Source organism: Methylobacterium sp. DB0501 (assembly GCF_011043735.1).
Taxonomy (GTDB): domain Bacteria; phylum Pseudomonadota; class Alphaproteobacteria; order Rhizobiales; family Beijerinckiaceae; genus Methylobacterium; species Methylobacterium alsaeris.
Window position 1 is genome coordinate 630,057 of sequence record NZ_JAAKGV010000001.1, and the last position, 22,136, is coordinate 652,192.

The following is a 22,136-nucleotide window of genomic DNA, read 5'->3' on the forward strand; positions in this document are numbered from 1 at the left end:
GCCCGATCCCGGGTAGGGGCCTCTCCGGATAGGCGAGGCCCGCGCCCGACCTTACCCTCGCTGCCCATCAGTGAGGAGGGGTCATGATCCGCGAATTCGAGCCCGAGGAGATCCAGCCCCTCGGCATCGGTGCCTGGATCCTCGGCACCGGCGGCGGCGGCAGCCCGTACTTGGCGGAGCTCAACCTCAGGACCCTCTACACCGAAGGCAAGCGCTGCCGGCTGATCGACCCGCGGGCGCTCGACGACGACGACCATGTGGCGGTCGTGTCGAAGATGGGCGCGCCGCTGGTCGGCCAGGAGCGGCTCGTCGACCCGGCGCACCTCGCCCGCGCCGTCCGGCTGATGGAGGAGGTCACGGGCTACCGCTTCCGCGCCGTGATGAGCGTCGAGATCGGCGGCGGCAATGCCGTCTCGCCCTTCCTGGCGGCGGCGCATCTCGACATTCCGGTGGTCGATGCCGACGCGATGGGGCGCGCTTATCCGGAGGCGCAGATGACGAGCTTCGCCATCGGCGACCTCACCATGTACCCGCTGACGCTCGTCGATTGCCGCGACAACGAGGTGGTGGTGGCCCGCGCCGCCTCCTGGACCTGGATGGAGCGGATCTCCCGCAAGGCCTGCACCGAGGTCGGCTCGACCGCCGCCACCTGCAAGGCGCCGCGCACCGGGCGCGAGGTCAAGGAGTGGGGCGTCCTCGACACCGTCACCAAGGCCACGGGTCTCGGCCGGGCGGTGCTCGAGGCGCGGGCCGCCCATGCCGACCCGGTCGCCGCCGTGGTCGCGCACGAGGGCGGGAAGGTGCTGTTCCGCGGCAAGATCGGCGACATCGACCGTACCGCGACCGGCGGCTTCCTGCGCGGCAGCGCCCGCATCGACGGGCTCGGCGACGATGCCGGCAGCCGCATGGAGCTCGCCTTCCAGAACGAGTGGGCGGTCGGTTTCCGGGACGGGACACCGGTCGTGATGACGCCGGACCTGATCTGCGTCCTCGATACGGTCTCGGGCGAGGCGATCGGCACCGAGACGGCGCGCTACGGCCAGCGGGTGACGGTGGTGGCCCTGCCGGCGCCCGGGATCCTGCTCTCGCCAAAGGGGCTCGCCCATGTCGGCCCGCGAGCCTTCGGCTACGACATCGACTTCACCTCGGTCTTCGCATCATGAAGCGCATCGGCATCGACGTCGGCGGCACCAACACGGATGCCGTGCTGATCGACGGCACGCAGGTCCTCGGCGCCGTCAAGACGCCCACCACCGCCGACGTGATGTCGGGGGTGCGCACCGTCATCCGCGATCTCGGGGCGGCGGCCCCGCTCCAGGGCATCGACGCCGTGATGATCGGCACGACGCACTTCACCAACGCGGTGGTCGAGCGCGCCCGGCTCGAACGCATCGGGGCGATCCGCATTGCGTTGCCTGCCGCCCGCTCCCTGCCGCCGACGGTGGACTGGCCGGACGACCTGCGCGCCGCCGTCGATCCTTTGTCGGTCATGGTGGCGGGCGGCCACGAATATGACGGGCGCGAGCTGGTCCCCCTCGACCGCGCGGCGATCCGGGACGCGGCGTCCCGCATCCGCGACGCCGGCATCACCTCGGTCGGCATCACCGCCCTGTTCTCGCCGCTAACGGCGATCTGCGAGGAGGAGGCGGCGGAGATCGTCCGCGCCGTGATCCCGGGCGCGCGGATCACGCTGTCGCACACGCTCGGCCGCATCGGGCTCCTGGAGCGCGAGAACGTCACGCTGCTCAACGCGGCGCTGCAATCCCTGGGCTTGCGGACGGTGGCCGCCTTCGAGGAAGCGCTCTCCGCCTCCGGCATCGCGGCGCCGTTCTTCCTGACCCAGAACGACGGCACGGTCGTGCTGGCGGAGGTCGCGGCGGCCAACCCCGTCCACTCCTTCGCCTCCGGCCCGACCAACTCGATGCGCGGCGCCGCCTTCCTGTCGGGACGCGACGGCGCGATGGTGGTGGATGTCGGGGGGACGACGAGCGACGTCGGCTCGCTCGTCAACGGCTTCCCGCGCGAGGCCAACAACGTCGTGGCGATCGGCGGCGTGCGCACGCTGTTCCGCATGCCCGACCTGCTGCCGATGGCGCTCGGCGGCGGCACGATCATCGATCCCGCCACGGGTGCGATCGGGCCGCGCTCCGTCGGCTACCGTATCACCGAGAAGGCGCTGGTCTTCGGCGGCGACACGCTGACGGCGACCGACATCGCCGTGGCGGCAGGCCGCGTCGAGATCGGCGACCGCGACCGCGTGCGCAATCTCGATCCCGGCTTCGTCGCCGCGATGCTGGCGCGCATCGCCGGGATGGTCGAGGAGGGCGTCGACCGGATGAAGAGTTCGGGCAGCGCGACCGAACTCGTCGCGGTGGGCGGCGGCGCTTTCCTGGTTCCGGACCGGCTTGAGGGCGTCAGCGAGGTCGTGCGCGTCGCCCATGCCGGCGTCGCCAACGCGCTCGGCGCCGCGATGGCGCAGATCTCGGGAGAGGTCGATCAGATCTTCTCCGACCTCTCCCGCGACGCGGCGCTCGCCGAGGCGCAGGCGATCGCCGAGCGCCGGGCGGTCGAGGCCGGGGCCGAGCCCGGCAGCCTCAAGGTCATCGAGGTCGAAGACATCCCGATCGCCTATCTGCCCGGCGGGGCCCGCCGCGTCCGCGCCCGCGTCGTCGGCGACGTGCGGGAGCGCGCGACCGTCGCCTGAGGGAGGACGCACCGCGACCGGCGGCGTCACCGCCGCTCCTGACCGCCGCCGCCCGGGGTGACCTGGGACCGCGTCGCCTTCGAGCGCGGGCAGATCGACCCGCGTACCAGCGATACCGGCCCGCTCAAGGCGCGCGCGATCGTTCCAATGACCGCATGACTCCCCGCGGCGCCCAGCAAGGCACAGCGCGAGGCTTGGGCCGCCACGGCTCTTTGTGGTATTTTCAATGGTTTAGGATGGTGGGCCCGGCAGGACTCGAACCTGCAACCAGACCGTTATGAGCGGTCGGCTCTAACCATTGAGCTACAGGCCCTCGGGCTTCGTTCTCAATGCCTTATCTGCCATCGGGCTGCAGCGTCGGCGACAGGAAACCCTGCCCGTAGGTACCTGGGCCCGGGGCGTCCGGCAAGCCCCTGCACCACCGGTTCCGCCGCGCAGCCTCACCGTCCGGAGGCGGCCCGGCTCGGCGGGGCGTCGTCGACCGAGAGGCTGCCGAGATAGGTCTCGACCACGCGCGCATCGCCCTGGAGGGTGCGGCTGTCGCCCTCCAGCACCACGGTGCCGCCGTCGAGGACGTAGCCGTGATCGGCGATCCGGAGCGCCGCGCGGGCGTTCTGCTCGACGAGCAGGATCGCCACGCCTTCGTCGCGCAGGCGCGCCACCGTGCGCATCACCTCGGCGACGATGAGCGGCGCGAGGCCGAGGCTCGGCTCGTCGAGCATCAGGAGGCGCGGGCGGCCCATGAGCGCACGGGCCATGGCGAGCATCTGGCGCTCGCCGCCCGAGAGCGTGCCGGCCTGCTGGCGCCGGCGCTCGGCGAGGCGGGGGAAGAGGCGGTACATCTCGCCGAGATCGCCCCCTCCACTGGCCATACCCCCTGCCATGCCCCCTGCCTTGCCCCGGAACCGGAAGGCGCCGAGCTTCAGGTTGTCCTCGACGCTCATGGTCGAGAACAGCTCGCGGCGCTCGGGGATCAGGCTCAGGCCTCGCGCCACCCGGGCCTCGACGGGCAGCCGCGTCAGGTCGGTGCCCTCGAAGCGGATGCGGCCGCGGGCCGGCAGCACCCCCATCAGGGCGTTGAGGAGCGTGGTCTTGCCGGCGCCGTTGGCGCCCAGCACCGTGACGAGCCGTCCGGGCCCGACCGTGAGGGACACGCCGCGCACCGCCTCGACCTTGCCGTAGGCGACGACGAGGTTCTCCGCTTCGAGCATCGGATGCGTCATGCGGCGCTCCCCAGATAGGCCTCGACCACCGCCGGGTCGCGGCGGACCGCGGCGGGGGCTCCCTCGCACAGCTTGGCGCCGAAATTCATCACCACCAGCCGGTCGGCGAGCCCCATCACGAAATCCATGTCGTGCTCGACGAGCAGGATGCCGAGGCCTTCCTGGCGCAGCCGGCGCAGCAGGTCGCCGAGCGCCTGCTTCTCCTGATGGCGAAGCCCTGCGGCCGGCTCGTCGAGGAGGAGGAGCCGGGGGCCGAGGCAGAGGGCGCGGGCGATCTCCACGATACGCTGCTGGCCGAGCGCCAGGCTGCCCGCCGGCAGGTCGCGGCAGGCCGACAATCCGACCCGAGCGAGCTGCCTTTCGGCCTCGGCGAAGAGGGCGGCCTCTTCCGCTGCATCGAGCCCGAGCGCGCCGCGGAACGGCCCGGCCGACCCGCGCAGATGGGCACCGAGCGCCACGTTCTCGATCACCGACATGCCGGCCACCAGCTTGACGTGCTGGAAGGTGCGGGCGCAGCCGAGCCGGGCGATGCGCCGGGCCGGCAGGCCGGTCACCTCGCGGTCGCCGAGGCGGACCGCCCCGGAGGTCAGCCGCGCGACCCCGGTGACGAGGTTGAAGGTGGTGCTCTTGCCGGCGCCGTTCGGCCCGATCAGCGCCACCACCTCGCCGGCCGCCACCGAGAAGCCGATGTCGTTGACCGCGACGAGGCCGCCGAAGGTCTTTCGCAGGCGCGAGGCTTCGAGCAGGGCCGTGCCGGGGGCGGCGGCCGGGCGCGGCGCCAGCGGCGCGGTCGCCGGCCCGCGATCGGGCGGGGCGGAGACCGTGCGGCGGACGATCAGCGGCCACAGCCCGTCCGGCGCGCGCTGGAGCATCAGCACCAGCAGGATCCCGAACACGATCGCCTCGAAGTTGCCCTGGGCCCCGAAGACCAGCGGCAGCACGTTCTGGAGCTGGTCCTTCAGCACCGTCACCAGCACGGCGCCGAACACGCCGCCGCCGATCGAGCCGGCCCCGCCGATCACCGCCATCAGCAGGTACTCGATGCCGGCATTGATGCCGAACGGCGTCGGGTTGATGGCGCGCTGGATATGGGCGTAGAGCCAGCCCGAGAGCGCCGCCAGCATCGCCGCGTAGACGAAGGCGACGACCTTCACCCGCGCGGTATCGACCCCGAAGGATTCCGCCGCCACGACCCCGCCTTTCAGCGCCCGGATCGCCCGGCCGGTGCGCGAGCGCAGCAGGCGGTGGGTGAGCCACAGGCAGACGCCTAAGAACCCCCAGGTCAGCAGCAGCGCCTCGCCGCCGCCGAGGACGGAAAAGCCGAGGATCGTGATCGGCGGCAGGCCGGTCAGGCCGTCGTAGCGGCCGAGCGCATCGGTGTTGCCGAGCACGTAGAAGAACGAGATGTTCCAGGCGATCGTGCCGAGCGGCAGGTAATGGCCCGACAGGCGCAAGGTGATCGCGCCGATGATCCAGGCGGCGGCGGCCGACAGCAGCAGGGCGACCGGCAGCGACAGCCAGGGCGACAGGCCGCCTTGCGTGGTCAGCAGGGCGGTGGCGTAGGCGCTGATGCCGACGAACATCGCCTGCCCGAAGGAGGTGATGCCGGCGACCCCGGTGAGCACCACGAGCCCCGTGACCACGATGGCCGAGAGCCCCGCATAGGTCATGAGCGTGAGCCAGAACGGCGGCACGCCGGGCAGGACGGGGAGGGCGACGATCAGGAGGGCGGTCAGGCCGGCCAGCAGGCGGGTGGGAGTGAAACGGGCGGGCATCTTACTCCTCGTCCTCGATCGGGGCCGAGCGCAGGGAGCGCCAGAGCAGGACCGGGATGATCGCCATGAACACGATCACTTCCTTGAAGGCGCTGGCCTCGAACGAGGCGACGGATTCGATGATGCCGACCAGGATCGCGGCGGCCGCCGCCGCCGGGTAGCTCGCCAAGCCCCCGATGATCGCCGCGACGAAGCCCTTGAGGCCGATCAGGAAGCCGGTGTCGTAGTAGACGGTGGTGAGCGGCGCGATCAGCACGCCCGACAGCGCCCCGATGAAGGCCGCGACCGAAAAGCTGAGCCGGCCGGCGAGCGAGGGCGCGATGCCCATCAGCCGGGCGCCGAGCCGGTTGACCGCGGTGGCGATCAGCGCCTTGCCGAGGAGGGTGCGCGAGAAGAACAGCCACAAGCCGAGGATGATCGCCAGCGTCAGGCCGATCATCCACAGCGACTGGCCGCTGACCAGGAGGGGGCCGGCCGGGAACGAGGCCTCCGACAGGGGCGGGGTGCGCGAGCCTTCCGCGCCGAAGAAGACGAGGCCGAGGCCGGTCAGCGCCAGGTGCACGCCGACCGAGGCGATCAGGAGCACCAGCACCGAGGCCTGGGCGAGCGGCCGGAACGCCACCGCGTGCAGGAAGCCGCCCATCGGCGTCACGATGGCGAGCGTGACCAGGATCTCGATCAGCAGGCCGGGTTTCGCCGGCGCCAGGAACCAAGCGGCCGCCGCCACGAGGGCCGGCAGGGCGAGGTCGCGGAGCGCGAGGCGCAGGAGCGTCCGGCCGTCGAGGGTGTGGCGCGCCTCGGCGCAATCGGCCAGGAAGGCGAGCCCCCCGAGGCCCAGCAGCAGCGGCACGGTGCCCGGCAGGGTGCCGGCCTCCAGGCTCGCCAGCGTCAGCGCCCCGTAGGCGACGAACTCGCCCTGCGGGATCAGGATCACCCGGGTGACGGTGAAGACCAGGACCAGCGACAGGGCGATCAGCGCATAGATCGCGCCGTTCACGACGCCGTCCTGGAGGAGGAGAAGGAGGATCGTGGCGTCCACGGCGGAGAACTCGGGCTGTCTCTATGACTGAGTTATCGATGTCTGGGCTTTATCGACGCGCTGAACCCCGCCGTGTCATTCCGGGGCCGCGCAGCGGAGCCCGGAATCCAGGCGCCCCGGTGATGCGGGACGAGGCGGATGGTGTTCCGCTTCATCCGGCACCGTCAGCGGTCATGGGTCCCGGGCTCCACTGCGCGGACTCGGGATGACGCGGAGGGTGGCAAGGCTGCCGGGACCAAGATGTCGGCCGATCCCGTCTTCGACGCAGGATGATGTCGAAGGCGGCCCCGCCCCGCCTCAATTCGTCGCCGACAAGAGCTTCCAGCGGCCGTTCTCGATCGTCACCATCACGCGGGCGCGGTCGTCCTGGCCGACATGGTCGGTCGGGGTCATGTTGACGACGCCGTTGGTGTAGACGACGTCCTTCAGGCCCTCGAGCGCGTCGCGCAGGGCCGAGCGGAACTCGGGGGTTCCGGGCTTGGCGGTCTTGAGCGCGACGGGAATCGCGTTCGCCAGCAGCACCTCGGCATCGTAGGCATGGCCGCCGAAGGTCGCCAGCGAGCCCGCCCCGAACTTCGCCTCGTAGGCCTTGGTGTAGTCGAGGGCGACCTTGCGCACCGGGTTCGATTCGGGGAGCTGCTCGGCCACCAGCAGCGGGCCCGCCGGCAGCACCGTGCCCTCGAGATCCTTGCCGCCGACGCGCAGGAAGTCCGCATTGGCGACGCCGTGGGTCTGGTAGTACTTGCCGGCGTAGCCACGCTCCTTGAGCGTCTTCTGCGGCAGCGCCGCGGGGGTGCCGGAGCCAGCGATCAGCACCGCGTCGGGCTTCGCCGCCATCACCTTCAGCGCCTGGCCGGTGACGCTGGTATCCGTCCGGGCGTAGCGCTCGGTCGCGGCGAGCTTGATGCCCTTGGCCTCGAGCCGCGGGGTGATCTCGGCGAGCCAGCCGTCGCCGTAGGCGTCGTTGAAGCCGATGAAGCCGACCGACTTCACGCCGGCCTTGGCCATGTGGGTGGCGATCGCCTCGGCCATCAGGCCGTCGTTCTGCGGCGCCTTGAACACCCAGCGGCGCTTGTCGTCCATCGGGGCGACGATCTTGGACGAGGCCGCGAGGCTGATCATCGGCACCTTGGCCTCGGCGGCGACCTCGACCATGGCGAGGGAGACCGGGGTCACCGACGAGCCGACGATGGCGTCGACCTTGTCGTCACTCGCCAGCTTGCGCGCGTTGGCGACGCCCTTGGTCGTGTCGGTCGCGTCGTCGAGGACGATCCACTCGACCTTCTGGCCGCCGATCTCCGTCGGCAGCAGCGTCACGGTGTTGGCCTGCGGGATGCCGAGCGACGCGGCCGGGCCGGTCTTGGCGATGGTCACGCCGATCTTGATCGGCTGCGCCAGCACGGGACTGGCCAGAACGGTGCCGGCGAGGGCGAGCGCCCAGACGATGCGCTTCATGGTGGTGTCCTCCCCATTGCGGGCCGCGCCGGTTGGAACCCGGTCGCCGGCATCACGGGCTTCGTTGAGCCCGCCGATCGCTGCTTTGCAGTCCCGCGCGGCGTCCGTCCACCCTGGCGTTCGGCTAACGGCCTGCGCGTTTGACTTCGCCCGCACAGCTTTATAATTTACCGTCCGGTTGGTCAATAGATCGCGCCGGCGGGGAGACCCGACACGGCGGGGCGGATTGGCGGGACGGGGAGGGCGCACCGAATGAGCGAGACGAGCGAGACCCTGGTGCTGACGGAGCACCACCCGGGCTACCGCGTGCTGGTGCTCAACCGGCCGGACCGGCTCAACGCCTTCAACGAGCCGCTGCACCTCGCCCTGCGCGGCGCGCTCGGCGACGCCGCGGCCGATCCGGAGTGCCGGGCACTGATCCTCACCGGGGCCGGCCGCGGCTTCTGCGCCGGCCAGGATCTCTCCGCCCGCAACTTCGCGCCGGATGTCGAGCCGGACCTCTCGCGCACCCTCGAGGAATTCTACAACCCGCTGGTCAAGCAGATCCGCGACCTGCCGATGCCCCTGATCTGCGCCGTCAACGGCGTGGCGGCGGGGGCGGGCGCCAGCCTCGCCTTCCACGGCGACCTCGTGCTCGCCGCGCGCTCGGCGAAGTTCATCCAGGCCTTCGCCAAGCTCGGCCTGATCCCGGATGCCGGCGGCACCTGGCTGCTGCCGCGCCTCGCCGGCCGGGCCCGGGCCCGCGGCATGGCGCTGCTGGCCGAGCCGATCACCGCCGAGCAGGCGGAAGCCTGGGGCATGATCTGGCGGGTGATCGACGACGCGGATCTGATGACCGAGGCCCATCGGCTGGCCGCGCAACTCGCCCAGGCGCCGACCTACGGCCTGGCGCTCATCCGCCGCGCCCTCGACGCCTCGGAGACGAACGACCTCGAGGCGCAGCTTCAAGTGGAGAGCGATCTTCAGGGCGAGGCCGGGCGCTCGCCGGATTACCGCGAGGGCGTGACGGCCTTCCTGGAGAAGCGCCCGGCCCGCTTCACCGGGCGCAAGCGGTGAGCCCGAACGACACGAGCCCGGAGGAGGTCGCCCGCGCCTGCGCCGCCGCGATGTGGGCGGAGGACCGGGCGAGCCGGGGGCTCGGCATGCGCCTCGACCGGATCGGCCCGGGCGAGGCGGTGCTGTCGATGCGGGTGCGCGACGACATGACGAACGGCCACGGCTCCTGCCACGGCGGCTTCATCTTCGCGCTGGCCGACTCCGCCTTCGCCTTCGCGTGCAACGCCTACGACCAGCGGGCGGTGGCGCAACACTGCGCCGTGACGTTCCTGCGGCCGGGGAAACGCGGCGAGGTGCTCACGGCCCGCGCCGTCGAGCGGGCGCGCGAGGGGCGCTCGGGCATCTACGACGTGACGGTGAGCGATGCGGAGGGCCGGGTGGTGGCGGAGTTCCGCGGCCACTCGCGCACCGTGGCGGGGACGGTGCTGGCGGGGGAGGGGGGATCGGCTCACGGTTGATCCGCCCGACAGGTTTCCCTCCCTCCGCGTCGTCCCGGGTCCTCGCTTCCGGCGAGCCCCGCGATGACATCGAGGGTTGCAGGTCTGCCGATGATCTCAGGCAGGATTTCATAAGAACACCAGGGAGAATCGCCATGCTCCAGATCGCCCCCCGCAAGCTCACCCGGATGGTGCCGGAGCCCTCCGAGCTCGACCGGTTCGAGACCGCCTCGCGGGCCGAGCTCGCCGCCTGGCAGCGCGAGAAGCTCCGCGAGACCCTGCACCACGCCTATGCCGACGTGCCGCATTACCGCGCCGCCTTCGACGCGGCCGGCGTGCATCCGCGCGACTTCCAGGACCTGCCCGACCTCGCCCGCTTCCCCTTCACCGCCAAGGCCGACTTGCGGGCGAACTACCCGTTCGGGATGTTCGCGGTGCCGCGCGAGCAGGTGGCGCGCATCCACGCGTCATCCGGCACCACCGGCAAGCCGACGGTGGTCGGCTACACCAGGGCCGACATCGACACCTGGGCCGACGTGGTGGCGCGCTCGATCCGCGCCGCGGGCGGGCGGCCCGGGATGCTGATCCACGTCGCCTACGGCTACGGGCTGTTCACCGGGGGCCTGGGCGCCCATTACGGCGCCGAGCGCCTCGGCTGCACGGTGATCCCGATGTCGGGCGGGATGACCGAGCGCCAGGTCCAGCTGATCCAGGACTTCAAGCCCGACATCATCATGGTGACGCCGTCCTACATGCTGGCGATCCTCGACGAGTTCCGCCGCCAGGGGCTCGACCCGCGGGCCTCCTCGCTCAAGATCGGCATCTTCGGGGCCGAGCCCTGGACCAACGCGATGCGCCAGGAGATCGAGGAGGCGTTCGACCTCCACGCCGTCGACATCTACGGCCTGTCCGAGGTGATGGGGCCGGGGGTCGCGAGCGAGTGCGTCGAGACCAAGGACGGGCTGCATATCTGGGAAGACCATTTCTACCCGGAGATCGTCGATCCGCGGACCGGTGCGGTGCTGCCGGACGGCGAGGAGGGGGAACTCGTCTTCACCTCGCTCACCAAGCAGGCGATGCCGGTGATCCGCTACCGCACCCGCGACCTGACCCGGCTGCTCCCCGGCACCGCCCGGGCGATGCGCCGGATGGAGAAGATCACCGGCCGCTCCGACGACATGATGATCGTGCGCGGGGTCAACGTGTTCCCGAGCCAGATCGAGGAGAAGATCCTGACGATCCCGGCCCTGTCGGCGCATTATCAGGTGGTGCTGGCCCGCGAGGGCCGGATGGACACCATGACGATCCGCGTCGAGGCGCGGCCGGAGGCCGACATCGCGGAGTTGCGCGAGGCGGCGGCCGACCGGCTCTGCCACGCGGTCAAGGACACGATCGGCATCACCGCGACGGTGGAGGTTCTGCCCCCGGGAGGCATCGAGCGCTCCCTCGGCAAGGCCCGCCGCGTCATCGACCGGCGCCCCCGGGAATAGCGAAGATTACCGGCGACGAGACCCCATGGCCCGCACCCGCGCCAGCGACTACGACGACAAGAGCCGGGCGATCCTGGATCGCTCGGCCGAGCTGTTCGCCGCCCACGGCTACGACCGCGCCTCGATGAGCCGGATCGCCGAGGCCTGTGGCGTCTCGAAGGCGAACCTCTACCACTATTACCGCGACAAGGACGAGATCCTGTTCGACGTGATCCGGCGGCACCTGGAGGAGTTGCTGGAGGCGGTCGAGGCTGCCGACCGTCCGGGCCTCGCGCCCGAGCCGCGCCTGCGCAGCCTCACCGAAGCGCTGCTCGAGGCCTACCGGGACGCCGACGCGCAGCACAAGGTCCAGATCAACCATCTGGGCCTGCTCTCGGCGGAGCGTCAGGCGGAGGTGAAGACGAGCGAGCGCGAGCTGGTGCGCCTGTTCTCCGAGGCGATTGCCGGGGTGGCGCCGCACCTCGCCGGGACGGCCTTGCTCAAGCCCGTGACCATGTCGTTCTTCGGCATGGTCAACTGGCACTATCTCTGGTTCAAGCCGGGCGCCGGGCTGACCCGCGCGGATTACGCGGATCTGGTGACGCGGCTCATCGCCGAGGGCGCGCGGGGAATCGGCGAGGAGCGGGCGGCGGAGATGAGGGTGGTGGGGGGGTAGGCCGCGATCCGACAGCCGATGCGCTCAAAAATGCAAGCACCACGCCCTTTCCCGGACGGCTGCAACGAAGTGGAAGGAGATCCGGGAGCCAGCACAGGAATTCGAGAAGCGTCCGTCTGCATGCAACGGTGCAGCATATCGAGCCGCTTCGCGGCACATATCTCCTGGATCCCGGACCTCCTTCCCCTGTCGCTGCAATCGTCCGGGACAGGGGCGGGTGGGAGAGGTCGGTCCTCCCCACCGCGCTCACGCCGCGACGCGGAACTCCTCCGCCGACAGGGTGCCCGGCACCAGCTGCCCGGTCGCCCGCACCATGCCGGTGGCGCCGTCGAGCGCCCCGGGCACGAGGTCGAGGGCCAGGAACCGCTCCGGCGCGTAGGGGCCCGGCAGGCTCAGGGTCCCGACCCGCTCGCGGGTGAAGCCGAAGCGGGCGTAGTAGGGCGCATCGCCCACCAGGATCACCGCCCGGTGGCCGAGCGACGCCGCGCGGGCGAGCGCCTCGCGCATCAGCCTGTTGCCGAGGCCGAGCCCGTGCAGGCCGGGATCGACCGCGATCGGCCCCAGCATCAGGGCGGGGCGGTCGCCGGCCTCGACGTGCCACAGGCGCACGGTGGAGACCAGGCGGCCGTCCATCTCGACCACCAGGGCGAGGCCGTCCGCCGGAAGGCGGCCCTCGCGCAGGCGCTCGCAGGTCTTGGTGAAGCGGGCCTCGCCGAAGCAGACGTCGAGCAGGTGCTCGCGCGCGGCGATGTCGGCGGCGCGCTCGTCGCGGATCTGGATCACGGCCGTACCCTCCCGAGACTGACAAAAACGGGCGAAGGACAGCCCTCGCACCCGCCGCACGCGGCGGGCCGTCCGGGACTAGTGGGATGTGGATGCAGGCACGGATGCGCCGGGGCCCGCAAAAACGGCGGACCCGGCGCATCGTTCCGAGGAAGCGGCGCGGTGAGGCGCCGAAACGTCAGATCACGTAGGACTGGAGCGGCGGGAAGCCGTTGAATGCCACCGCCGCGTAGGTGGTGGTGTAGGCGCCTGCGCCCTCGATCAGCACCTTGTCGCCGATCGCCAGGGAGATCGGCAGCGGGTACGGGGTCTTCTCGTAGAGCACGTCGGCCGAGTCGCAGGTCGGGCCGGCGAGCACGCAGGGGATCGTGCGATCCTCGTCGCGCTCGGTGACGATGCGGTAGCGGATCGACTCGTCCATCGTCTCGGCGAGGCCGCCGAACTTGCCGATGTCGAGATAGACCCACCGCACCTCGTCGGCGGCGTCGGACTTCTGCGAGACCAGCACCACCTCGGCCTCGATCATGCCCGCATTGCCGACCATGCCGCGGCCCGGCTCGATGATCGTCTCCGGGAGATGGTTGCCGAAATGCTTGGTCAGCGCCCGGAAGATCGCGTCGCCGTAGGATTCCACGCCGGGCACCGCCTTGAGGTACTTCGTCGGGAAGCCGCCGCCGAGGTTCACCATCGAGAGATGGATGCCGCGGGTGGCGCATTCGCGGAAGATCATCGAGGCCGAGGCGAGAGCCCCGTCCCAGGCTTCCGTGTTGCCCTGCTGCGAGCCGACATGGAACGACACGCCGTAGGCATTGAGCCCCGCCCGGGTGCCGTGCTCCAGCACGTCCACCGCCATCTCCGGCACGCAGCCGAACTTGCGCGACAACGGCCACTCGGCCCCGGCGCCGTCGCACAGGATGCGGCAGAACACCTGCACGTCCTCGCGGGCAACCTTGACCGCGTCGGCAGCGCGGGCGATCTTGTCGATCTCGGCCTGGCAGTCGACGGCGAAAAGCCGCACGCCGAGCTGAAGCGCGCGGGCGATGCAACGCTCCTTCTTGATGGTGTTGCCGAACGACACGCGGTCGGCGGTGGCGCCGGCGGCGAGCGCCATCTGGATCTCGACCACCGAGGCGGTGTCGAAGCACGAGCCCATCTCGGCGAGCGTGCGCAGCACCTCGGGAGCCGGGTTCGCCTTGACGGCGTAGAAGACCCGGGTGTCCGGCAGGGCGCGGGCGAAGGCGGTGTAGTTGTCGCGCACGACATCGAGGTCGAGGACCATCACGGGACCCTCGTCCCGGCCGAGCTCGCGGCGCACGCGCAGGAAATCGCGGATGCGATCGGTCATGATCAGCCCCACCAAAGGTTCGAGAGGGCTCCCGCGGGAACCCGAAGTCGAGGTCAAGACGGCGCGCGTCGGCCGTCCGGCGTCAGGGGGCGTTGCGGCGCGGCGCGGACGTGCTGTGGAGACACGCCGTGCGACGCGGGCGCAGAGCACCCGGAAGCTGCCTTTGCTTGGAACGGGGAAACCCGATCCGCACTCGGGGCAAGGAGAAACAAGCCTCTTCGGTGTCGGCCTTTGGAGGGCCGACGAGACCAAAAAAGCCCGTTCGTCGTTGCTTTAAGCTGCGTCCCCCGTGGAGAGCGGGGTTCGCCGGTTTTGCCTCCGGCTGCCGGTTGTTGTCGGGGTCCGGTGTCGCCACCTGGATGCCGGCCGGAGGGATCCACCCTTCCCGGCCATCGATCCTTTAAGACCCCTGGCGGCTGTCCGGCCTCTTGTCCGGATGCCCACCAACCGGCACGCGGCCACAGGCACGTGCGAAATTGGGCAAGGCGGTAGATACGGGTCACGGCCCTCCGCCGCAAGCCTCATGATGCGGATTTCCGCCGGATTCTCCTGCCGTGGCACGCGGGACACGCGTGCGGCCCGCCGCATGGAGAAAGCGTCACGTCGCGGGCCCTTCTCAAGTGGCGCCGGACGGGCCATTCAACCGGGCGACGCACGAGGCGCGCGTTCAGCCGACGCGCCTTACTCCTAGGGCACCATGACCATCGCACCCTCGCGCCGCGCGCTGCTTGCCGGCCTGCTTTCCACCGCCGCCCTGACCCGGGCCACCACCGCTCAGGTCGGGCCGACCCAACCCGGCCCGAGCGCCCTGCCGCCGCCGGCCCCGATCCCGGCTCCGGCGGGCCCGCCGCGCTTCCGCTTCGACGAGGTGGTGCGCCGGGCGAAGGCCCTCGCGGGCGCCCCCTTCGAGGCCGGCGTCGCGCCGCTGCCGGCGCCGCTCGCCTCCCTCGATTACGATGCCTGGCGCGACATCCGCTTCCGGCCGGACAAGGCGCTGCTGGGGGACCAGGACGGTCCGTTCCGGCTCCAGCTGTTCCACCTCGGCTTCCTTTACACCCGCCCGGTGACCGTGAACGTGGTGCGCGACGGCGTGCCGACGCCGATCCCCTACCAGCCCGCCCTGTTCGATTACGGCCGCACCACCGTTGACAAGCCGCTGCCGGTCACCCTCGGCTTCGCCGGCTTCCGGCTGCACTACCCGCTCAACAAGCCGGGCGTGCTCGACGAGCTGATCTCGTTCCTCGGCGCCAGCTACTACCGTTTCCTCGGCCGCGACCAGCTCTACGGGCTGTCGGCCCGGGGCCTGGCGCTGAATGTCGAGGGTGTCGGCGGACCGGAGGAATTCCCGGTCTTCCGCGAGTTCTGGATCGAGATGCCGCCGAAGGGCGCCGACCGGGCGGTGATCTACGCCCTCCTCGACGGGCCGTCCTCCACCGGGGCGTTCCAGTTCCTGGTCTATCCGGGCGACGAGACCGTGGTCGACGTGCGCTGCACGCTCGTTCCGCGCCGCGAGCTGGCAACGGTCGGCATCGCGCCGCTGACCTCGATGTTCTTCATCGGCGAGAACGACCGCCACCACTCGGACGATTACCGGCCCGAGCTGCACGACTCCGACGGTCTGCTGATGCAGTCCGGCGGCGGCGAGTGGATCTGGCGGCCCCTGCGCAACCCGAAGGAGCGCTGGATCTCGGCCTTCCAGGACCGCAACCCAAAGGGCTTCGGGCTGATGCAGCGCGACCGCGTGTTCGAGGATTACCAGGATCTCGAGGCGTTCTATCACCGCCGTCCGGGCTACTGGGTCGAGCCGCAGGGCGAGTGGGGCGAGGGCACGGTGCGCCTCGTCGAGCTGCCGACCGAGAACGAGACCCACGACAACATCGTGGCCTCCTGGCAGCCCAAGCAGCCCTACCAGCCCGGCGAGGCGGTGGAACTGTCCTACAAGGTGCGGGCGCTGGCCGAGACCGACGACCTGCATCCGGGCGGTCGGGTGGTGAACACCTATGTCGCCCGCACCACGGCGAGCGGCGGCACGGCCGACGGCAGCGAGCCGCTCACGCGGCGCTTCCTCGTCGACTTCTCGGGCGGCGACCTCGCCTACTGGCTCACCGACCCGAAGGCGGTCGAGATCGTGCCCTCGACCACCGCCGGCAAGATCACCGCGGTCTCGCTGGTGCCCAATCTCCACGTGAAGGGGTTCCGCGCGGCGATCGACGTGCGCCTCGACCAGCCCGGCCAGGCGACGGACCTGCGCGCCTTCCTGCGCGCCCGCGGCCAGACCCTGACCGAGACCTGGACCTATCCGTGGAAGGCCGCGTGACCGGTCCTGCATCCCAGGCGTCGGCCGTGACCGTCCGGCCGGCGCTTCCGGAAGACCTCGACGCCCTGATGGCGCTCGAGGTCGCCGCCTTCGCCGCCGACCGGGCGGACCGTCGGGCGATCCGCCACGCCATCGGGTCGCCGTCGATCTCGCTCCTCGTCGCCCTCGACGGCGCGGTGCTGGTCGGCGCCGCCACGATCGAGCGCCGCCGCAGCAGCCGCCGCGCCCGCCTGTCCTCGATCGCGGTGGCGCCGAGCCGGGCCGGCACCGGGCTCGGCCGGGTTCTGCTCGAGGCCGCCGAGGCGGAAGCCCTGGCCCATGAATGCGACCGCCTGAGGCTCGAGGTCCGCGAGGATAACGGCGCCGGCATCCGCCTCTACGAGCGCAGCGGTTATCAGCGGTTCGAGACCGTGCCGGACTATTACGAGGACGGTACCACCGCCTGGCGCTACGAGAAGCCGCTGGCGTCCCGGTGAGGCGATGGGCGGGGCGGGCGCCCGCCCTGCCCCGCCCTGACACAACCAGCATACGAGCGGGACGGGAGACGGTACCACCGTCCTGAACGTTTTCCCGTCAGGATGTGCCGTGACGGAATGGTTTCCGCTTCGTTACGATTGGCACACCTTACGCAGAGATCCCGGTACGCGAGGCAGACGCTGCCTCACTCTGGGATCTTCGGGGAGAACCTGGTAGCCATGGCCCTGACCAACGCCGATTTCCGCAGGATGATCGCCGGCCACCGCGGCGCCGTTGCAGACACGCTGCCGCCCCTGACCCTGCCCGACCGGCTGCCTCATCGTTTCGAGCCGTGCTCCCGGCTTCCGGTCCGGCCCGAACCGGTCGGGCCGCGCACCATCGAGATCGTCTGGGCCCCGGCCCCCGCCCGGGCCGGCGGCGTCCCGCGCGGCCTTGCGATGCTCGCCAAGGCGCTGGCGGTGCCGGTGCTGCTCGCCGGCGGCCTCTACGCCAAGCCGGTCTACGAGTGCCACAAGCAGAAGAGCCATGGGATGCTGTATTACGGCACCACCGTGCAGATGTGCGTCAACGAGCGGATGTCCGCGAAGGTCGAGAGCGTGCAGGCCTTCGTGGATCGGCAGATGCGGGCGATGTGAGGGCGGGCTTCACGGACCCGCGACCGATCTGCTGTCCTCGTCATTCCGGGGCCGCGCGGCGGAGCCCGGGATGACGCGGAGGGGGTGGACCAAGCAGGGCTGATCCGTCCATCACCTTGGAATCAATACGCCACCCGCTTCTCGACGTACCGGAACTGGATCGCCGTCAGCCCGATCACGATCGCCATCAGCACCACCGACTGCGCCGCCGAGCCGCCGAGATCGGCGCCGATGCGGCCGTCCTGGTAGACCTTGTAGACGAGCGTCTGGGTCGCCCGGCCCGGGCCGCCATGGGTGAGCACGTCGATGACGCCGAACGTTTCGCAGAAGGCGTAGACGACGTTGACCACCATCAGGAAGAACGTGGTCGGCGAGAGCAGCGGGAACACGATGGTCCAGAACCGCCGCGCCGGGCCGGCCCCGTCGATCGCCGCCGCCTCGATCACGCTGCCGGGGATCGCCTGCAGGCCGGCGAGGAAGAACAGGAAGTTGTACGAGACCTGCTTCCAGGCCGCCGCCATCACCACCAGGATCATGGCGTGGGTCCCGTCGAGCAGCGGGTTCCACGGGATGCCGATCTGGTTGAGACCGCGGGCGATCAGCCCGAGGCCGGGCTGGAACAGGAAGCCGAACAGCACGCCGGCCACCGCCGGCGCCACCGCGTAGGGCCAGATCAGCAGGGTCCGGTAGATCCCCGCACCCCGGATCTCCCGGTCCGCCATCGTAGCGAGCAGCAGCGCGAAGCCGAGCGAGAGTCCCGCCACCGCCGCCGCGAAGATCAGCGTGGTGACGAGAGCCTGATAGTAGCCCGGATCCGTGAACAACGCCCGGTAATTCTCGAACCAGACGAACTCGGTCGAGAGCCCGAACGCGTCCTGCATCTGGAACGACTGCCAGACCGCCTGCACGGCCGGCCAGTAGAAGAACAGGCCGACGATGAGGAGCTGCGGCGCGATCAGCACCGCCGGCAGCAGCCGGCCTCCGAAGGTGACGCGCTCGGGACCCATGACGTTACCGCCCGGCCTGCTTCTCGAACTGGCGCAGCATCGCGTTGCCGCGGGCCGTCGCCTCGTCGAGGGCCTGCTTCGGCGTCTTCTTGCCCGCGAGCGCCGCCTCGATCTCCTCAGCCCACAGGTCGCGCATCTGCGGCAGGTTGCCGAGGCGCAAGCCACGGGAATTCTCGGTCGGCGGCTTGTTGGTCAGCTCCTTGATCGGCGTCTCGAGGGCCGGGTTCTTGTCGTAGAAGCCGTCCGCCTTCGATTTCTCGTAGGCCGCCTTGGTGATGGGCATGTAACCGGTGGTCTGGTGGAGCTTGGCCTGGCGGTCCGTATCGGACAGGAAGCTGAAGAACTTCGCCACGCCCTTGTACTCGTCGGGCTTCTTGCCGCCCATCACCCACAGGGAGGCGCCGCCGATGATGCTGTTCTGCGGCGCGCCCGGCACGTCGGGATAGTAGGGCATCGGCGCCGAGGCCCAGGCGAACTTCGCCGCGCCCTTGACGTTGCCGTAGGAGCCCGACGAGCCGAACATGATCGGGCACTCGCCGGCGGTGAAGCGGCCGAAGCCGCTGTCGTAGCGGCCGGAATAGTCGAAGGACTTGTCCTTCTGCGCCTCGGCGAGGTTGCCGAGATGCTTGACCTGCAGCGGACCGTTGATCTCGAGCGTGGCGTCGAGGCCGTCCATGCCGTTGGCCTTGGTGGCCACCGGCAGGTTGTGCCAGGCCGAGAGCTGCTCGATGTTGAGCCAGGTGACCCAGGTGGTCGAGAAGCCGCAATTCGGGAAGCCGTTCTGCGTCAGCTTCTTGGCCGCGGCGAACAGGTCCGGCCAGGTCTTCGGCGGCTCCGAGAGCCCGATCGCCTTCAGGGCGTCGAGGTTGGCCCACATCACCATCGACGACGAGTTGAATGGGAACGAGAGCATCTCGCCCTTGGTCGTCGAGTAATACCCGGTGATCGCCGGCAGGTAGGCGTTCGGGTCGAACGGCTCGCCCGCGTCTTTCATCAGCTGGTAGACCGGCTTGATCGCACCCTTGGCCGACATCATCGTGGCGGTGCCGACCTCGAACACCTGCATGATGTGCGGCGCGGTGCCGGCGCGGAAGGCCGCGATGCCGGCGTTCAGCGTCTCGCCGTAATTGCCCTTGTAGGTCGGCACCACCTTGTAGTCGCTCTGCGAGGCGTTGAACTCGTCGGCGAGGCGGTTGACGGCGTCGTTGTTGGCGCCCGTCATCGCGTGCCACCATTGCAGCTCGGTCACGGCGAGCGCCGGAGTGGCGGCTGCCAGGGTCGCCGCCAGGCCGAAGCCGGCGAGCGCGATGCGGATGGTCGTGGTGGGGGCCATCGGGGTGTCGTCTCCTCGTGTGCGGCCCCTCATGCGGAGCCGGTGTGACACTCCGACGACAGGGACGCCGGGGGGCACGCGGCCCGTACCGTCTCAGGCGGCGGGGCATTTGTTAGTAGCTGGCTAAGCACGGCCGTGCCCGCGCGACAAGAGCCTGGCGTCTGGGCGTCGGGCGTTTCCCGGGCCCGGGCCGGCTCCGGCGGCTTGGGATGCGGCCTGTCGTGGCGGCTGCCCACGCGCGGAGGCGCGGGCGCGCGGAGCGTGAGAGGAGCGCTCACGCATCGGAGAAGCGCGCCGTCGCGATGACCGCGACCTGCAATGTCATCGAGCCACGGACGGGCTCGTCAGCGACGCCGCGAGCATCGCCGCGCTGTCGTCATCGAACAGGAACCCGATCCATCCCAGGCCAGGATGCCGGATGAGGAGCGGCCGCTTGCCATCCGTCCGGTCCGCGAGCGCGGCCCAGACCGGAGAGGTGGTGCTCATCGGGATATCCGTGTCGTGCGGCGTCGTCGGCACGGGGGGCGTCATCTGGGCCCGAAGCACGCCCACCATTTGGATCAGCCGATCGAGGTCGTCGACGCTGTGGAACACGATGGTTGCCTCCTCCGTCGCGCCCTGCGGGAGGGTGATCACGGCGGCCTGACCATCGTCGCTGATCACGCTGCGCCAGTCCTGGTCGGCCATGACGATCTCTTTCAACGCTGGGGAGGCGGCCCGCTGGGGTAGCGCGGCCGATTCGCCGCGCAGTGATAGCGTCTGGGCCTCCCGATCACCAAGCGGCGTTCGGCGTCTCCCTCCCTCGGTGGTCGGTCCGCATGGCCGGGGCGGGAAGGGGGCGGCGCGCACCGTCGCCAGGGTACGACTGATGCCGCGATCTTCTCGCGGGCGGGATGTCGCGGTACGGATGCGGGTTCGAAGGGCGTCATGGCGTGAACGGATGCGAAGCAGAACGAAGCATCCCTGCCGGCCGCGAACCCGGGCGGCGTGCGGATGGAACATCCGATGAAGTGGTACACCTGCTGCAACGAGGCGGCGCTCGAAGCCGGCGGCGAAACATTGATCGCAGCGGTCGAGTCCTGCCTGCGAATGACGACCTTGAGGCCTCACCTTGTCTACGATGGCCGAGCCAATCCGTTGCTCTCCTACTTGCGCGACCGGGGCGTCGTCGTCATCCCCCATCGCTTAAGCTTTAGGGAACAGATTGAAAATTACCGGGGGCAGGCCGATATCGATTATGACTGGTTGCTCGGTAATTCCTTGCGTTTCGATATTCCCAATCTTGAAGAAGAAGCAGATAATATCATCTACACCGACACGGATGTCGTCTTCCATCGGGACGTGCAGCTGAATCCCGGCTCCGTGCCGCTCGCGGCGGCGAGGGAGATCATCATCGACGGCGATCTTGTGCGCGAGACCGAGCGGGCGTTCAATGCCGGCGTCATGCTCCTGAACGTCGCGTTCATGCGCAGTCTCCATGATGTCTTCCGACGGTTGCTGATCGACATCGCGTCCGGAACGCTCGTCAACCCGTGGTATGATCAAGGAGTCTTGAACTCCGTCTGTCAGGGATTGTGGCTCCCTCTGCCGCAGAGCCTGAATTGCCGTCCGTTCTACGGCTGTGAGGGCCCGCCCGCGATTTCGCACTTCCAGTTCCTGAAACCGCACATGATCACGGACCGCTCCGCGCTGGTTGAGCCGAATCCACGCGGCGACGTGCTGCTGCGGCGGGGAAGCACGGCCTACGCCGCCCTTCGGCGGACCATCATCGATTTGGTCACGCCGCAGGCGCGTTCCGCCCTCCTGGCGTCCTGCCCGACAGCGCGGCTCTCGACGTGACCAAGCGCGCAGATCGGTCCTTCGATGCAGCCCTCGCGAGGAATGGAGCGCAGCCGTGAGCATCGCGGCTGGGGATCGCCCTCGGGTGAGTCGAGTTGCGGCGTCGTCGGGCTGGAGGCAGGCGGCCGGATCCTGCTGCGGCAGCCATACGTTGTGAGACGGGGATCGCCTTCAGAGCGAAGCGGCCGCCCCATGCGATTCCCAGGCGGACGGTTTCCAGGGAAGCGTGCTCGCGGCGCGCATCCTGTGGGCCGCCTCCTGCCGGCCAGGGCCACACCGCCCGGCTGACGTCGCTTATTGCCTGCGTTCCTGTGATCGGGGGACGCCCGGTCGTCCGGCCGGGGCGCCCGCCTTTATGACGAGGCGGGTGCGGCGGCAAAAATGGGATGATTGCAGCCCGGAGTCGATCGGGCGGGCCATCGCTGGCCGCGCCCAACCATCTAAATCACGTTGTCCTGTTAATTGACTTCAAGAGACAAAGTATAAATCACAACACGCACTCTTGTCCTGACGGGCCGAACGAATATAAATATGAAATTCCGTCGGAGCGTATCTGGATAATGTTT

The 22,136-nt window shown here is 70.0% G+C and carries 19 protein-coding genes and 1 tRNA gene; 10 read left to right on the top strand and 10 right to left on the bottom strand.

What is annotated here, in order from left to right:
* Positions 1-83: 83 nt before the first annotated feature.
* Together G4G93_RS02930 and G4G93_RS02935 are read left to right on the top strand one after the other, a co-directional pair.
* Positions 84-1,163, top strand: coding sequence for a DUF917 domain-containing protein (locus tag G4G93_RS02930; RefSeq protein ID WP_165080970.1), 1,080 nt, complete (start codon positions 84-86; stop codon positions 1,161-1,163).
* Entirely contained in the window at positions 1,160-2,704 is a 1,545-nt protein-coding gene (locus G4G93_RS02935; RefSeq protein WP_165080972.1) for a hydantoinase/oxoprolinase N-terminal domain-containing protein, read from the top strand. Before G4G93_RS02930 ends, G4G93_RS02935 begins: the two co-directional genes overlap by 4 nt.
* Positions 2,705-2,941: 237 nt before the next feature.
* Here the strand turns inward: G4G93_RS02935 and G4G93_RS02940 are convergent.
* The 5 genes from G4G93_RS02940 to G4G93_RS02960 all read right to left on the bottom strand — a co-directional run bounded on the left by G4G93_RS02940 (position 2,942) and on the right by G4G93_RS02960 (position 8,196).
* Positions 2,942-3,017, bottom strand: a tRNA-Ile gene (locus G4G93_RS02940).
* 127 nt (positions 3,018-3,144) lie between these two features.
* Positions 3,145-3,927, bottom strand: coding sequence for an ABC transporter ATP-binding protein (locus tag G4G93_RS02945; RefSeq protein WP_165080975.1), 783 nt, complete (start codon positions 3,925-3,927; stop codon positions 3,145-3,147).
* A complete protein-coding gene (locus tag G4G93_RS02950; protein ID WP_165080977.1) occupies positions 3,924-5,702 on the bottom strand; it encodes an ABC transporter permease subunit in 1,779 nt (592 codons plus the stop codon). The genes G4G93_RS02945 and G4G93_RS02950 overlap by 4 nt, the downstream gene beginning before the upstream one ends.
* Position 5,703: 1 nt before the next feature.
* Positions 5,704-6,741, bottom strand: a complete 1,038-nt coding sequence (locus G4G93_RS02955) for a branched-chain amino acid ABC transporter permease (RefSeq protein ID WP_165080979.1) — start codon at positions 6,739-6,741, stop codon at positions 5,704-5,706.
* A 297-nt stretch (positions 6,742-7,038) separates the two neighbouring features.
* Positions 7,039-8,196 carry an ABC transporter substrate-binding protein gene (locus G4G93_RS02960; protein WP_165080981.1) on the bottom strand — a complete coding sequence of 386 codons (1,158 nt, stop codon included), beginning with the start codon at positions 8,194-8,196 and terminating at the stop codon, positions 7,039-7,041.
* Positions 8,197-8,448: 252 nt separating this feature from the next.
* Between G4G93_RS02960 and paaG the strand changes: the two genes are divergently transcribed.
* The 4 genes from paaG (at position 8,449) to G4G93_RS02980 (ending at position 11,834) form a co-directional block, all read left to right on the top strand.
* Complete coding sequence (paaG, locus tag G4G93_RS02965; RefSeq protein WP_165080983.1) at positions 8,449-9,252, top strand: 2-(1,2-epoxy-1,2-dihydrophenyl)acetyl-CoA isomerase PaaG; 804 nt, start codon at positions 8,449-8,451, stop codon at positions 9,250-9,252.
* Positions 9,253-9,302: 50 nt separating this feature from the next.
* Positions 9,303-9,710, top strand: a complete 408-nt coding sequence (paaI, locus tag G4G93_RS02970) for a hydroxyphenylacetyl-CoA thioesterase PaaI (RefSeq protein ID WP_165081350.1) — start codon at positions 9,303-9,305, stop codon at positions 9,708-9,710.
* Between the two features lie 134 nt (positions 9,711-9,844).
* Positions 9,845-11,179, top strand: a complete 1,335-nt coding sequence (gene paaK, locus G4G93_RS02975) for a phenylacetate--CoA ligase PaaK (RefSeq protein WP_165080985.1) — start codon at positions 9,845-9,847, stop codon at positions 11,177-11,179.
* A gap of 25 nt (positions 11,180-11,204) precedes the next feature.
* Positions 11,205-11,834, top strand: coding sequence for a TetR/AcrR family transcriptional regulator (locus G4G93_RS02980; RefSeq protein WP_165080988.1), 630 nt, complete (start codon positions 11,205-11,207; stop codon positions 11,832-11,834).
* Between the two features lie 246 nt (positions 11,835-12,080).
* On the opposite strand, the gene G4G93_RS02985 is transcribed toward G4G93_RS02980, so the two are convergent.
* A complete protein-coding gene (locus G4G93_RS02985) occupies positions 12,081-12,617 on the bottom strand; it encodes a GNAT family N-acetyltransferase (protein ID WP_165080990.1) in 537 nt (178 codons plus the stop codon).
* 178 nt (positions 12,618-12,795) lie between these two features.
* A complete protein-coding gene (locus G4G93_RS02990; RefSeq protein ID WP_165080992.1) occupies positions 12,796-13,962 on the bottom strand; it encodes a type III PLP-dependent enzyme in 1,167 nt (388 codons plus the stop codon).
* 697 nt (positions 13,963-14,659) lie between these two features.
* On the opposite strand from G4G93_RS02990, the gene G4G93_RS02995 reads away from it, so the two are divergent.
* From G4G93_RS02995 to G4G93_RS03005, 3 genes are all read left to right on the top strand, one after another.
* Entirely contained in the window at positions 14,660-16,279 is a 1,620-nt protein-coding gene (locus G4G93_RS02995; RefSeq protein ID WP_165080994.1) for a glucan biosynthesis protein G, read from the top strand.
* Complete coding sequence (locus G4G93_RS03000) at positions 16,276-16,755, top strand: GNAT family N-acetyltransferase (protein ID WP_312891657.1); 480 nt, start codon at positions 16,276-16,278, stop codon at positions 16,753-16,755. Before G4G93_RS02995 ends, G4G93_RS03000 begins: the two co-directional genes overlap by 4 nt.
* Positions 16,756-16,974: 219 nt before the next feature.
* Positions 16,975-17,391 (top strand): hypothetical protein, encoded by a 417-nt coding sequence (locus G4G93_RS03005; protein WP_165080996.1) that lies wholly within the window; start codon positions 16,975-16,977, stop codon positions 17,389-17,391.
* A 122-nt stretch (positions 17,392-17,513) separates the two neighbouring features.
* Here the strand turns inward: G4G93_RS03005 and ugpA are convergent, their stop codons facing one another.
* The 3 genes from ugpA to G4G93_RS03020 all read right to left on the bottom strand — a co-directional run bounded on the left by ugpA (position 17,514) and on the right by G4G93_RS03020 (position 20,418).
* Positions 17,514-18,398 (bottom strand): sn-glycerol-3-phosphate ABC transporter permease UgpA, encoded by an 885-nt coding sequence (gene ugpA / locus G4G93_RS03010; protein WP_165080998.1) that lies wholly within the window; start codon positions 18,396-18,398, stop codon positions 17,514-17,516.
* 4 nt (positions 18,399-18,402) lie between these two features.
* Positions 18,403-19,731 carry a sn-glycerol-3-phosphate ABC transporter substrate-binding protein UgpB gene (gene ugpB / locus G4G93_RS03015; protein ID WP_165081000.1) on the bottom strand — a complete coding sequence of 443 codons (1,329 nt, stop codon included), beginning with the start codon at positions 19,729-19,731 and terminating at the stop codon, positions 18,403-18,405.
* Positions 19,732-20,052: 321 nt separating this feature from the next.
* Positions 20,053-20,418 carry a hypothetical protein gene (locus tag G4G93_RS03020; RefSeq protein ID WP_165081002.1) on the bottom strand — a complete coding sequence of 122 codons (366 nt, stop codon included), beginning with the start codon at positions 20,416-20,418 and terminating at the stop codon, positions 20,053-20,055.
* Between the two features lie 318 nt (positions 20,419-20,736).
* Between G4G93_RS03020 and G4G93_RS03025 the strand changes: the two genes are divergently transcribed.
* Entirely contained in the window at positions 20,737-21,570 is an 834-nt protein-coding gene (locus tag G4G93_RS03025; protein ID WP_165081004.1) for a glycosyltransferase, read from the top strand.
* The last annotated feature ends 566 nt before the right edge of the window (positions 21,571-22,136 follow it).

Bases quoted from the DNA above. Each gene is read 5' to 3' on its own strand.
- G4G93_RS02930 (WP_165080970.1), top strand. From the start codon at position 84: ATGATCCGCGAATTCGAGCCCGAGGAGATCCAGCCCCTCGGCATCGGT.
- G4G93_RS02935 (WP_165080972.1), top strand. From the start codon at position 1,160: ATGAAGCGCATCGGCATCGACGTCGGCGGCACCAACACGGATGCCGTG.
- G4G93_RS02945 (WP_165080975.1), bottom strand. From the start codon at position 3,927: ATGACGCATCCGATGCTCGAAGCGGAGAACCTCGTCGTCGCCTACGGC.
- G4G93_RS02950 (WP_165080977.1), bottom strand. From the start codon at position 5,702: ATGCCCGCCCGTTTCACTCCCACCCGCCTGCTGGCCGGCCTGACCGCC.
- G4G93_RS02960 (WP_165080981.1), bottom strand. From the start codon at position 8,196: ATGAAGCGCATCGTCTGGGCGCTCGCCCTCGCCGGCACCGTTCTGGCC.
- paaG (WP_165080983.1), top strand. From the start codon at position 8,449: ATGAGCGAGACGAGCGAGACCCTGGTGCTGACGGAGCACCACCCGGGC.
- paaI (WP_165081350.1), top strand. From the start codon at position 9,303: ATGTGGGCGGAGGACCGGGCGAGCCGGGGGCTCGGCATGCGCCTCGAC.
- paaK (WP_165080985.1), top strand. From the start codon at position 9,845: ATGCTCCAGATCGCCCCCCGCAAGCTCACCCGGATGGTGCCGGAGCCC.
- G4G93_RS02980 (WP_165080988.1), top strand. From the start codon at position 11,205: ATGGCCCGCACCCGCGCCAGCGACTACGACGACAAGAGCCGGGCGATC.
- G4G93_RS02990 (WP_165080992.1), bottom strand. From the start codon at position 13,962: ATGACCGATCGCATCCGCGATTTCCTGCGCGTGCGCCGCGAGCTCGGC.
- G4G93_RS02995 (WP_165080994.1), top strand. From the start codon at position 14,660: ATGACCATCGCACCCTCGCGCCGCGCGCTGCTTGCCGGCCTGCTTTCC.
- G4G93_RS03005 (WP_165080996.1), top strand. From the start codon at position 16,975: ATGGCCCTGACCAACGCCGATTTCCGCAGGATGATCGCCGGCCACCGC.
- ugpA (WP_165080998.1), bottom strand. From the start codon at position 18,398: ATGGGTCCCGAGCGCGTCACCTTCGGAGGCCGGCTGCTGCCGGCGGTG.
- ugpB (WP_165081000.1), bottom strand. From the start codon at position 19,731: ATGGCCCCCACCACGACCATCCGCATCGCGCTCGCCGGCTTCGGCCTG.
- G4G93_RS03020 (WP_165081002.1), bottom strand. From the start codon at position 20,418: ATGGCCGACCAGGACTGGCGCAGCGTGATCAGCGACGATGGTCAGGCC.
- G4G93_RS03025 (WP_165081004.1), top strand. From the start codon at position 20,737: ATGAAGTGGTACACCTGCTGCAACGAGGCGGCGCTCGAAGCCGGCGGC.